The following is a 12,178-nucleotide window of genomic DNA, read 5'->3' as shown; positions in this document are numbered from 1 at the left end:
TTTTTCCAGCGGCATATCCAAATGAGAAAGCCATGACGAGCAAAGTGATAGCGCCAAACCAAAGTGTTGCTGGAACATGTTTGATGAGCCAGTCAAGCGTGATCTTCTCTGTAGTTAGGGAAGCAGGCTTGGGTGCTTGTAGTAGCCGTGTTTCGTAGCTCATGGCATCTAAGGCGGAGCGTAGGTCCCGAACACCCTGATTCCATATGTCAGAGTTCATGTGATGGCCTGAGTTAAATAGCATGCTTGGGTGGCGAAATTGAATTCTCTGGATGGCGGAAACGTGAGAGCTGTTGTCTCCGAAAACCTTATTGGCATAAATCGCCGAATCACGTAGCAGCCCATGTGCTGATGTGTGATCCAGAATCTCGATTTGATCGAGCCGGCTTTTGAGATTTTCGAGTTCTGAGATGGTCATAAAGAGATCTAACGCCTGAGTTAAGCCGCCCCGTGGCGGGGTGGCGGACGCGTGCTAGCGTAGCGCAGGCACGCGGCCGACGCCACGACACGGGGTCGGCTTGAACGAATTGTTAGGCCCCGCCCGAGTTGATGATATTCCAGAACTCTGCGAAAGATGGTGAGACTGTTTGCCACCTGTTTGGCTTCTCAGGCAGATTCCAGACCAGACGAATAACTGCAGGATCTTCTTGTCCATTACGATAATCTAGTGCAATAGCCGTATCCGATCCAAGGCCGAAGTCACCAATCGGAACGGTCAATGTTGGTGCAATCTCCGCAAGTGCGTATTGCTCATCTGTCAGGCCGCAGGAATTATCAAGCTCATGCTGAACTGTGTGGAATGGAGGTGGGTAAAGGAATATTCCGAACTCTTCTGGAGCAAGATTTTTGACAGCGGCTTCAGCAAAAAGTGGCCTGATGTTCTGCATGTTTGCAGCACGCTCATCGCTTGGCCACACTCCTCCATCAATCAGTCGGACTAGCTCGACAGGAATTTTCAAAGAGTCAACATACATTTCTACGGGGCCTAACGCCGGAGTTAAGCCGCGCCGAACGCGGCGGATGGGAGCCAGTATTGCCCGCATGCCCAGAAGTTTCAACGAAGCCACGACACGGCGTCGGCTTGAACGACTTGTTAGGCGGGAAGGAAGCCGACAAGGGTGAAGCCCTGGCGGACTTGCCGAACACCGAAGCCCGGATGCCCGAGCGCGCCCCGCGAACTTTCCGCTAGACCTGTCCGAAGCGACCGCATCTGGAGCGGTAACACGAACCGGAAGTGGCCGATCGCATCCGAAGCCGGCCAACGCAACGCAGGCAATGTGTGAGCGCGCCAAGCGATGTCACCGAAGCGGCAACGCGCCAGCAAACCATCCGAAGAGCGCACCCAGCCGGAGCAGGAGAACCGCAGTTGCGAGCAACACAACTACAGAATGCTTTTGACCGCCTAACGCCTGAGTTAAGCCGCCCCGCAGCGGGGCGGCGGACGCGTGCTAGCGTAGCGCAGGCACGTGGCCGACGCCACGATGCGGGGTCGGCTTGAACGAATTGTTAGGCCTTGGCGTGATGATTGAGCAATGCACGCACAAGCTAAAATTAGCCGATTGGTAAAAGATTTGCTAAGTAATGCCGCAACAAATCAGATGCAAGCAAGGCTCTGTCCCGCTGAATGTCATCGCTTTCTCCCGATCTCACAATAGCCAATAAGTCTTCGATCGGTGCAGCAAGGACGTTGAAATGCGCCGTGTGACGCATAGCCTCGGATGTTGCAAGTAGTAGTGCCCACAGATCGATCACCTGCAATTTCTCGTCGTAAAGTCTGTCTAGAGCATCTAGGACGTTGTCGAGTAGTTGTATTTCAGTGATCGTCAAGGGGTTGATTCCAAGGCCTAACGCTTGAGTTAAGCCGCCCTGTGGCGGGGCGGCGGACGTGTGCAAGCGTAGCGTAAAGCACACGGCCGACGCCACGACACAGGGTCGGCTTGAACGAATTGTTAGGCGGCAGACACGATCACCCAATCTGACAGAAGTGGGACAGAAGCACAGAACGGCCCACCGTCCTTTGCGATGCCACGAACGACAGCTTGCAGAGCACAATTCTTTGCAATGGCCTCGCTGGCCAATTGGGCTGTGATGCCAATGATAGGTACCTTGGCACGACGCGACCAGACAGTCCCCGGTTGGCCTGCATAAGTGCCTGAGTTGATGTATATGAACCGCGCGGCTGGCGGGCCTTGTGTGAATTCGCCGGTCAACCTGGGCGGGTCAGCAGACAAGTCAGCAAGAATTGAAAAGTCGAAGATCAGCTCGGATGCGCGCGATGTTGCAGCAACCAACTCTGATTTGCCGCGTTGCAGGGCAAACCAAACTCCAGAGAGTGGCTCAGTGACGACAATCCGAAGTCTCAATGGTTGCTTCATGCCGCCTAACGCCTGAGTTAAGCCGACCCGTGGCGTGGCGGCGGACACGTGCAAGCGTAGCGTAAAGCACGTGGCCGACGCCACGACATGGGGTCGGCTTGAACGAATTGTTAGATGCCATTGACGCGACCAATTTTGCGACACTTTTCTGCGCTAGCCGGCTCTGACCAATCAGTTAGCCGTGCAGGCGGTTGCGAACAAATATGCCAACAGCCGCCGCCAGTGTTCTGCGCTTGACCGCTAGCAAGGCACGATACCAAGCAATCATCTCCGACATTACACCGAGCGGAAAGAGTCTCTATCCAGCAACGCTCTGCAGCAGAAACATTGGCAGCCAGCATCGAACGGGCAGAGCAGTGCTTGGTAGAACCTTCTAAAAATGAAAAATCTGGAGGCGGCGAGGGAGTTTGTGGAGGTGTAACAGGGCTTTGGGAGGCGGGCTGTTCCGTACACGCTGCAACCAATACCAATGCCATAAGTCCGATTGCGGATAACTTTTTCATGGCATCTAACGCCTGAGTTAAGCCGCCCCGCAGCGGGGTGGCGGACGCGTGCTAGCGTAGCGTAGGCACGTGGCTGACGCCACGATGCGGGGTCGGCTTGAACGAATTGTTAGGCGGCACCCGTGTGAAAAGCTGCAAACGGTGCTCACCGTGTTGAGAAGCATACGCCTCACCAACTTGTAGGAAACCTAGCTTGGCCAGTGCACGGTGCATAGGCACATTGTCAGTGCGGGAAGTTGCGAATATCCCACAACACTCGGCGAATGCGAGTACGGCCTGGGTCAAGGATTGGGAATGGCCGTTACCCCGAGCAGCGGAAGCGACAAATACCCACCCGAGCTCGTAAGGGAATGAGGCCGCAGGCAGCGCTACCCCTGAAGCAGAAGCCACGTAACGGCGGTAGTGTGGGTTGGGGCTCTTCAAGGCTGCGACGCCAGCAACTTGCCCGTTTGAGATTAAGAACGCCAACTGCGCAGCAGCCATAACACGCTGCTCCAGTCCGTTCGCTGCAACCTCACCGCCCTCCGTGACGAGAGCAATGAACTCAGCTATCTCGGCGGCGGAGCAATCACCCGGGGTTTTTGAAACAACTTGCGATGAGCTTTCCATGCCGCCTAACGCCGGAGTTAAGCCGCGCCGAACGCGGCGGTTGGGAGCCAGTATTGCCCGCATGCCTGGAAGTTTCAACGAAGCCACGACACGGCGTCGGCTTGAACGACTTGTTAGGCGGGAAGGAAGCCGGGGAGGGTGAAAGCCCCGGCGAACTTGCCGAAAGGCCGAAGCCCGGATGTCTGAGCGCGCCCCGCAAACTTTCAGCCGGACCTGTCAGAAGTGACAGCATGTGGAGCCGACACACCGAACGAAAGAAAGCGCAGGTTCCGAAGCCGGTGAACGTAACGCATGGGATGTGTAAGCGCGCACTGCGGGCTTGGACGAAGCGGCAATGTGTCGAAAACTTGTCCGAAGTGCATTGCAAACCGAAGCCGGTGAACTGTAGTTGCGAGCGACACAATTACAGAACGCTTTTCACCGCCTAACGCCTGAGTTAAGCCGCCCCGCAGCGGGGCGGCGGACACGTGCTAGCGTAGCGTAGGCACGTGGCCGACGCCACGATGCGGGGTCGGCTTGAACGAATTGTTAGCCCCCAGCGTACTACTTGTCTTCCCCATGAATAGACCTCATTGCCTCTTCATGAGACAGGCCGCGACGAATAACTGTGAAGCCGTTATGACCGCAGTCAATCGAGAAGCCCAACTTTCTAACCGTTTCCACGGAGTAGCCGGTTAAAGAAGCTATCTCGTGGTACATGTACGACTGAACAGGACGCTCTTGCTTCAGAAGAAGATCGTTGATTGCCTTTTCTAGATCTGCAGCCGTATTGTTTTCACGAGCTGCCTTCGCTCTCTTGTTCGGATCATTGCCGCGATAACCAACCCTGGCGATTGAAATTGGGTAAGTAACCATGTCACCTCCTATGGGGGCTAACGCCTGAGTTAAGCCGACCCGTGGCGGGGCGGCGGACACGTGCAAGCGTAGCGCATCGCACGTGGCTGACGCCACGACACGGGGTCGGCTTGAACGAATTGTTAGGTGGCGGAGGATGCTGAGGTGCACGAGCACCTGCGCACTTGCCGAAAATCGAAGCGGGAAAGCCCGAGCGCGCACCTGTGAACTTTCAGCCGGGTGTAACCGGAGCGACCGGGTCAGTCGTGGTACAGATGGTCACGGCGGTCACCGTTTACGAAGCCGGCCCGCGCAACGCATGCGATGTGTGAGCGCGCTAGACGAACTTAACCGAAGAAGCAACGCCGCGTGAAACTGACCGAAGAGCAGCGCCAACCGAGGCCGGGAAAAGGAGCATTGGAAAGCAAAGCCACCAAACGCTTTTCTGCCGCCTAACGCCTGAGTTAAGCCGACCCGTGGCGGGGCGGCGGACGCGTGCAAGCGTAGCGCAAAGCACGCGGCCGACGCCACGACACGGGGTCGGCTTGGACGAATCGTTATGCGACCACGCTCAGCCCGGCGAAGCAAGAATGTCTCTGAGCTTTGTTGGCGCAGACAATCGGGAGCCGGTTGACACAAGATGGAGCGAGGATGGTTGGCGGCCAAGACCTGCCACCGAAGCCCAGAGCGCCGCCCATCCGGAGCGCAGACTGTCCGGTGCGAATAGCTTCATCAAGCGGAAACGTTCCGGAGCGAACAACTCACCGGAGCGCTGTCTCGCCGGAAGGCGAGCGGCGCGAGCGTGGAATTGACAGAAGCGAGCTGTGCTTGGCTGCGGCGCAGCGTGATAACTGAGGAAGTGACAGCGACCGCAAACCATACAGCCCACTGCTAGACCGCGTATAACGCCTGAGTTAAGCCGCCCCGCAGCGGGGTGGCAACAGCGTGCAGCGTAGCGCAAAGCACGCTGTTGACGCCACGATGCGGGGTCGGCTTGAACGAATTGTTAGGCGGGTGGGATGCTGATTGAGATGAAGCCCAGACGGACTTGCCGAACGCCGAAGCGGGAAGGCCTGAGCGCGCCCGGTGAACTTTCCGCCGGCCGTCTCCGAAGGAGCGAGTCAGGCGCTGCGATACGAACAGCAGACGAACATTGTTTCCGAAGTCGGTAAACGCAACGCACATGTGAAACATAAGCGCGCCCTGCGGACTTGGACGAAGCGGCAACGCACCGACAGTTTGTCCGACGAGCATTGCTTACCGAAGCCGGTGAATCAAGTCTGTGACCGACACATTTGCAGAAAGCTTTTCTGCCGCCTAACGCCTGAGTTAAGCCGCCCCGCAGCGGGGCGGCGGACACGTGCTAGCGTAGCGTAGGCACGTGGCCGATGCCACGATGCGGGGTCGGCTTGAACGAATTGTTAGGCCCGCAGCCGGACGAGGTAAACAGCCGTACCGCCATGGCTACTCATGCCGACTTGGTGCGTATTGCTTGGAACTGCGGCAGCCACCCAATCCGGAACTGATGTGTCCCATGTAACCGAATGGAAATCATGCGGATAGGGAGATCCATTAGGGTTTTGCGAGTGCGCATAAACCGCGTTGTCCATTGTGTTTCTACAGAGGCTGGCCCAAAGCTGGATAGGCTCAGAGCGAGCTTTAGCGAGCATTTCAAAGTGCTGCAGCAGACGAACTGTTGTAGCCGCAATCTCTGGGATGTTTTCTGGACGAGTGTTGCCCCGCCCATACCAATCAATGTGAGTGTGCCAATAGTCAAACCAGCTCGTGATGTCCAGCCGCTCGATATTGCGGCGCCCACGTTCTTCTGCCCGTTTCCAGTAAGCGAGCATTCTTTTGCAATAGCGACGATCCATCATGCGGGCCTAACGCCTGAGTTAAGCCGCCCCGCAGCGGGGTGGCGGACGCGTGCTAGCGTAGCGCAGGCACGTGGCCGACGCCACGATGCGGGGTCGGCTTGAACGAATTGTTAGGCCGCGCTGCCGGCGATTTTCAGTGCCTGTACTGCAGAAGAGTCAACCCACATCACAACATTTGCATCAGATTCAATCGCCGAAACGATAGATTCACGAGGGCCATTGCGCCATGCATCAGATGCGTAAAAGTCTTTTTGCGATTGGTTCAGGTCATGCAAGTCGTCAAATGCCCGGATGAGAAAGTATGTGTCCGGCTGATGAAGAGATGGTCCATGCGCAACGATCTCAATGCCGAATGCTTTATGCAAAGGCGCGCTTTCCGTAAGCATGATGTTGTGGAAATCCAATGCTCTGCCAGGTTTGAGCTGGTAGGAACGAATTTCGATGATCTTTCTCATGTGCGGCCTAACGCCTGAGTTAAGCCGACCCGTGGCGGGGCGGCGGACGCGTGCAAGCGTAGCGCAAAGCACGCGGCTGACGCCACGACATGGGGTCGGCTTGAACGAATTGTTAGGCGGCGGTGGATGCCGATGCGAACCGAGCCCCGCCGCACTTGCCGAAAGACGAAGCGGGAAGGCCCGAACGCGCACCTGAGAACTTTCAGCCAGGTGTCTCCGAAGCGACCGTGTCAGTCGCGGAGCACTTACCGTGCCAACCACTGTTTCCGAAGCGGGCGAACGGGACGTTTGTGAACCTTGAGCGCGCCAGACGAACTATTCGAAGCATTGCATGATTGCTGAATACAACAAGCGCAGCAGCCAAAGACGGCGACGGAGCGAAAAATGAGCGGAGCGGATGAGCTAGCAAAGAGCGGCTGAAAACGAATGTTTTTCTGCCGCCTAACGCCTGAGTTAAGCCGACCCGTGGCGGGGCGGCGGACGCGTGCAAGCGTAGCGCAAAGCACGCGGCTGACGCCACGACATGGGGTCGGCTTGAACGAATTGTTAGGCGGGTGGGATGCCGGTGGAATTGAAGCCCAGGCGGACTTGCCGAAAGCCGAAGCGGGAGAGCATGAGCGCGCCCCGCAAACTTTCCGCCGGCCGTCTCCGAAGGAGCGGGTCCGGCGCAGGGAAACGAACAGCTGCCGAACGCAGCTTCCGAAGCCGGCTAACGCGACGCACATGTGAAGTATATGCGCGCCCTCTGGACTTGGAAGAAGTGGCAACGCGCCGACAGTCTGTCCGACGAGCACAGCCAACCGAAGCCGGTGAATCAAGATTGTGAGTGGCACATTTGTAAAAAGCTTTTCTGCCGCCTAACGCCTGAGTTAAGCCGCCCCGCGGCGGGGTGGCAACAGCGTGCAGCGTAGCGTAAAGCGCGCTGTTGACGCCACGATGCGGGGTCGGCTTGAACGAATTGTTAGGCCCCACCGATTCACTGCACGGGCCTCTCTGAAAGGAACTGGAAATAGTCAGATGAGTACGCCGGATTGTGCGTATGAAAGTCTTCGTATGGCTCGCGCCCGCGACCGAACAGCAAGTAGGCCGACTTGTTACGAACAGGAAAGTAAGAAGTGCACTCTGGTGAGCCGGAGTACTCGCGGCGTGTAGTGAATCTGTCCCCAGACTTTAGATCGCCTTTCCAGCTCAGAAGAACTTCCCACAATATAGTTTGGCGAAAATCGCCGATGTAGCGCGGGACAGATGCTTGTCTGGGGCGATATGAAATTGATACTGGCCGCGCCAGTGCAACGATCTGACTTTCAGTGAAAGCACTCTCTGGTTTGGCAAAGAGAATTGAGCATGCTACAGCATGAGCTGGATACATCAACAGAATTGCCAAAGTCAGGATGTACTTCATGTGGGGCCTAACGCCTGAGTTAAGCCGCCCCTTGGCGGGGCGGCGGACGGGTGCTAGCGTAGCGCGTGCACCCGGCCGACGCCACGACATGGGGTCGGCTTGAACGAATTGTTAGGCCTAGTCTGCGCACTCTGCAAGCGCGACTTTGCCTTGTAAAACGTAAGCAACACAATTGGGAGTTTTGATCTCGGTTCGCTGTGCAGCGCACAGACCAATGACGGGTGCGCCAACTTCAATTGCCAGACGTCGGCGAGAACTGGGTGGAACAGATGCACCAAGAGCATCTGTGCCGGGTGTTGAATATGTGTACGCGTCCGGGGGAATCTCGCAGAATCCTTGGCACTCACTATTGTCAGAGCAAGGCTTTCCCGCATCGGTAGTTGACCATTGGCAAGTCTGGACAAGCATGCTGCGGCCGACGATCTTTCCGCCTTTAGAGCGACAGGCACTCTCTGGAATTGTTGAGCATCCAGTCAAAACAAGAAAAAGCGAAAGCAAATGCTTGGTCATAGGCCTAACGCTTGAGTTAAGCCGCCCTGTGGCGGGGCGGCGGACGTGTGCAAGCGTAGCGCATAGCACACGGCCGACGCCACGACACGGGGTCGGCTTGAACGAATTGTTAGGCGTCAGCCGAGGAAGATAGTGCTGCGATAGGTGCACTGAAGACGATCAATAGCGCTAAATAGGCCACTGCTCAATCGGTGAACGATACGACTCGACCAACCGAAGGAAGTCTCTAGTTGTATAACTGCCCTCATGAAGATATTGATCGTACCCATATGACTCAGGAATAGGCACATTTGAGGTTATTTGCACGTCAAGTACATTTTCCGGGATGTCGCCAAAAGAGAGTACAGAAAAATACAAAGGGATGCCGTCGATCACAAATCCAGTACCTTCCTCTTCGCTCACCGCTGTTCCCCAAGGCCGATATGAGCTGCCATAGGTGCGCTTAAGAATTTCAACAAGATCTCGAAGTATTGGTCTCTGCATTCTGACGCCTAACGCCTGAGTTAAGCCGCCCCGCAGCGGGGCGGCGGACGCGTGCTAGCGTAGCGCAGGCACGTGGCCGACGCCACGATGCGGGGTCGGCTTGAACGAATTGTTAGGCCTCAACACATGTATGCGTATTTGCTGCCCAGAAAGAAAGCGCGAAAAGCAAGTTTGGAAAACAAGAGAGCTGCCAGGTTGAAAGTGAAATGTGTTTAAAGCCTAAATTGAGGTGGCAGCTCTCTGCGCGGCGCTTTAACATGCTTTCATTGGCAGCATCAGCCAACCAAGCGTCTACAGCAAACGTATCGTAACCAGCGAGCTGGCTGTCGTTAAAGATTACTATCTCATCACGTTCTGACGAGGCTGACGGCCAGCGATCATGCGGAGCATTGGTTGAAATTCCGCTGTGGAGCAATTGCTTAACGCCGTTGTGGGAGCTCAGAGGCACGTCCTTCCATCTCTGATGATGCGACTTGGCAGTTCGGTAGTGCCGAGTCCCGTCTTGATGGTAGGAGGAGTGAGCGTCGACTACTCCATTGAAGTAGCCCAAGTAGATGCCGCTCCGACTCTCAGAAGCCCATAGAAGGCGAAAGCATTCTTCACCTCGTTTCAGCCCGACTATTACTCGCATTGAGGCCTAACGCCTGAGTTAAGCCGCCCCGCAGCGGGGTGGCGGACGCGTGCTAGCGTAGCGTAGGCACGTGGCCGACGCCACGATGCGGGGTCGGCTTGAACGAATTGTTAGACCTTGCAGCGCACAAGCTCAGACGTGAACTCGTTGGCTTTCCAGTCGTTTCGTCTCCAACGCAGAGTATCTTTGTCAAAGATTACAAGGTGCCAAGTGACACGGTTGCCAGCGCTATCTAGCCGCGTCTCTCCATGAAGACTGACATGTAGTTCCTGAGGCGATGAGGCTAGGACGTCGTAGTCGAACACCTTGCGTAAGTCTCCGGTACCTGCCTCTGAGACCTTCTGGTGTGTTGCCCTCAGGATCCTCCCGCTCTTATGGAAGGAGAATGTTCTTGGATTGATGGAGCACTCATTTGCATCGGAGAATACCCACTCACCCGAAACGACTGAATATGGTGGACTGGCCGCGCCCTGAAATGTGGTGCAGCCGTTGGCAAATACAGCAATGACCGCTGCCAGAAAAAGCTTGATCTTAATAGACACGTGGTAACGTCTCATGCAAGGTCTAACGCCTGAGTTAAGCCGCCCCGCAGCGGGGTGGCGGACGCGTGCTAGCGTAGCGTAGGCACGTGGCCGACGCCACGATGCGGGGTCGGCTTGAACGAATTGTTAGGTGCCAGCCTTTAAGCGGATCAGTTTTTTCAGCTGTTGTACTGACAGAAGGTCATTGCCGCGGTGCAGCATCCTGTGGCAGTTGGAACATACCAGCACGAGGTCCTCAATCCTGGTTTTGCTCTTCCCATCAAGCTTTGACACAGGCGTTTTGTGGTGAGCTTCAATAAATCCATCACCTCGCTGCCCGTAGAAATCGCCGAAGTCGATTTCACATACTTCACATGCGAGGCACCCAGTTGATTCTTGGCGTTTTGCTTTGGCTAAACGGGATATGGAGCTGTCACGTTCTAGGTAGCGATGCTGCTTGAATCGAACGATGCCTTCAGCAAAGACGGACTGATCGCTTTCTGGCAAGATCGTCCTATTCTTTCCGGTCCGTCTGTCATAGATCTTGTAGCCGCGAGATAGGAAGTAGTTCTTTGCCTCCACCGCATTGAACGCGATGGGTGGGTGCTCAACTCCAGTTTTTAGCCTGGTTGCAATAGAGATCACGTACTTCGGCGGATACTTGAACCCATCAACCACGAGGTCGTAGTGCACGGACTTGCGCTCACGGGGAACACCGTTCTTCTTTATCTCTTTCATGGCACGCTTAAATAGAGCTTCAGTAAGACTTTGTGGTATCACGTGTACTCTCCATGGCACCTAACGCTTAGTCGACCCCATATGCGGGGCGGTAAATAATATTGATCCGGGCTTGTACAGGGTGTCAATCAGAAAAATCCTACAAAGGAACAGGTGGTTGCCTGATTTCCCAGAGTGGCCAACATCCATATCGTACTCCCCTACTATTTCATCGGGAGAGCGGTATGTCGTACCGCCAAAAAGACGGGGTGCTAACAAGTGCGGATGACGGCAAGGCCGCATCGTCGCCCCGGTTACTGGACATGGTGAGGGCGCGTTGTCGGCGCCTCAACTACAGCGTGCGGACAGAGCGGGCATATGCGGGCTGGATCCGGCGTTTCGTACTGGCCAACGGCAAGCGGCATCCGCGCGAGTTGGGCGCGCATGAGGTCGAGAAGTTTTTGACCGATCTGGCGGTCCGCGGGAGTGTGGCGGCCAGCACGCAGAATCAGGCGCTGTCGGCGCTGATTTTTCTTTATCGCGAAGTCCTCGGCATGGATCTGCCGTGGATGGAGAATGTCACCCGTGCGAAACGCCCGCAGCGGTTGCCGGTGGTGTTGTCGCGCGCCGAGGTCGAGCGTCTGTTGACGATGATCGATGGCGAGGTCTGGTTGATGGCGGCATTGCTGTATGGCAGCGGTATGCGATTGATGGAATGCATGCGTCTTCGAGTGAAGGATGTCGATTTCGAACGTCGGCAGATCACTATCCGCGACGGCAAAGGCGCGAAGGATCGTCAGGTGCCGCTGCCCGATGGCGTGCGCGATCGGTTGAAGACGGCGGTCGAGCGTGTGCGCATCCTGCATGCGCAGGATCTGGCCGAAGGGCATGGTGTGGTCTGGCTGCCCGGTGCGCTGTCGCGGAAGTATCCGAACGCGGAGCGCGAGTTCGCTTGGCAGTACGTGTTTCCGGCGCGTTCGCTGTCGGTGGATCCGCGCAGCGGTGTGACTCGCAGACATCATGTCGATGAGGCGATCCTGCAGCGTGCGATCAAGGCGGCGCGGAAGCGTGCCGGCATCGACAAGCCGGTGACGCCGCATGTGCTGCGCCATAGTTTCGCGACGCATCTGCTGGAATTCGGCGCGGACCTGCGCACGATCCAGGCGTTGCTGGGGCACAAGGATGTCGCGACGACGCAGATCTATACCCACGTCCTGAATCGCGGTGCGGGCGGCGTGCTCAGCCCGCTCGATCGCTGAGC

The 12,178-nt window shown here is 56.5% G+C and carries 10 protein-coding genes; 1 reads left to right on the top strand and 9 read right to left on the bottom strand.

Going from position 1 to position 12,178, the window contains the following annotated elements; translation table 11 throughout:
- The 9 genes from HOP03_18070 to HOP03_18030 all read right to left on the bottom strand — a co-directional run.
- On the bottom strand, positions 1-418 hold a 418-nt coding region (locus tag HOP03_18070), incomplete at its 3' end, for a hypothetical protein (GenBank protein ID NOT90062.1).
- Between the two features lie 112 nt (positions 419-530).
- A complete protein-coding gene (locus HOP03_18065; GenBank protein ID NOT90061.1) occupies positions 531-1,067 on the bottom strand; it encodes a hypothetical protein in 537 nt (178 codons plus the stop codon).
- A gap of 484 nt (positions 1,068-1,551) precedes the next feature.
- Entirely contained in the window at positions 1,552-1,827 is a 276-nt protein-coding gene (locus HOP03_18060; GenBank protein NOT90060.1) for a hypothetical protein, read from the bottom strand.
- 122 nt (positions 1,828-1,949) lie between these two features.
- Complete coding sequence (locus HOP03_18055) at positions 1,950-2,375, bottom strand: hypothetical protein (GenBank protein NOT90059.1); 426 nt, start codon at positions 2,373-2,375, stop codon at positions 1,950-1,952.
- Positions 2,376-4,030: 1,655 nt separating this feature from the next.
- Positions 4,031-4,342, bottom strand: a complete 312-nt coding sequence (locus HOP03_18050) for a hypothetical protein (protein NOT90058.1) — start codon at positions 4,340-4,342, stop codon at positions 4,031-4,033.
- A 1,400-nt stretch (positions 4,343-5,742) separates the two neighbouring features.
- Positions 5,743-6,195, bottom strand: a complete 453-nt coding sequence (locus HOP03_18045; protein NOT90057.1) for a hypothetical protein — start codon at positions 6,193-6,195, stop codon at positions 5,743-5,745.
- Positions 6,196-6,308: 113 nt separating this feature from the next.
- Complete coding sequence (locus tag HOP03_18040; protein NOT90056.1) at positions 6,309-6,653, bottom strand: NIPSNAP family protein; 345 nt, start codon at positions 6,651-6,653, stop codon at positions 6,309-6,311.
- 976 nt (positions 6,654-7,629) lie between these two features.
- Entirely contained in the window at positions 7,630-8,055 is a 426-nt protein-coding gene (locus tag HOP03_18035; protein NOT90055.1) for a hypothetical protein, read from the bottom strand.
- Positions 8,056-10,347: 2,292 nt separating this feature from the next.
- Entirely contained in the window at positions 10,348-10,938 is a 591-nt protein-coding gene (locus tag HOP03_18030) for a hypothetical protein (GenBank protein ID NOT90054.1), read from the bottom strand.
- Between the two features lie 224 nt (positions 10,939-11,162).
- Here HOP03_18030 and HOP03_18025 point away from each other — a divergent pair, with 224 nt between their 5' ends.
- Positions 11,163-12,176, top strand: a complete 1,014-nt coding sequence (locus HOP03_18025) for an integron integrase (protein ID NOT90053.1) — start codon at positions 11,163-11,165, stop codon at positions 12,174-12,176.
- Positions 12,177-12,178: the final 2 nt, after the last annotated feature.

This window comes from Lysobacter sp. (genome assembly GCA_013141175.1).
Taxonomy (GTDB): Bacteria; Pseudomonadota; Gammaproteobacteria; order Xanthomonadales; family Xanthomonadaceae; genus Lysobacter_I.
This window is presented reverse-complemented; position numbering and strand designations above follow the sequence as displayed.

What these genes read in the sequence shown, in the direction of transcription:
- HOP03_18045 (NOT90057.1), bottom strand. Translation starts at nt 6,195, where the DNA reads ATGGATCGTCGCTATTGCAAAAGAATGCTCGCTTACTGGAAACGGGCA.
- HOP03_18035 (NOT90055.1), bottom strand. Translation starts at nt 8,055, where the DNA reads ATGAAGTACATCCTGACTTTGGCAATTCTGTTGATGTATCCAGCTCAT.
- HOP03_18030 (NOT90054.1), bottom strand. Translation starts at nt 10,938, where the DNA reads ATGAAAGAGATAAAGAAGAACGGTGTTCCCCGTGAGCGCAAGTCCGTG.
- HOP03_18055 (NOT90059.1), bottom strand. Translation starts at nt 2,375, where the DNA reads ATGAAGCAACCATTGAGACTTCGGATTGTCGTCACTGAGCCACTCTCT.
- HOP03_18050 (NOT90058.1), bottom strand. Translation starts at nt 4,342, where the DNA reads ATGGTTACTTACCCAATTTCAATCGCCAGGGTTGGTTATCGCGGCAAT.
- HOP03_18025 (NOT90053.1), top strand. Translation starts at nt 11,163, where the DNA reads ATGTCGTACCGCCAAAAAGACGGGGTGCTAACAAGTGCGGATGACGGC.
- HOP03_18040 (NOT90056.1), bottom strand. Translation starts at nt 6,653, where the DNA reads ATGAGAAAGATCATCGAAATTCGTTCCTACCAGCTCAAACCTGGCAGA.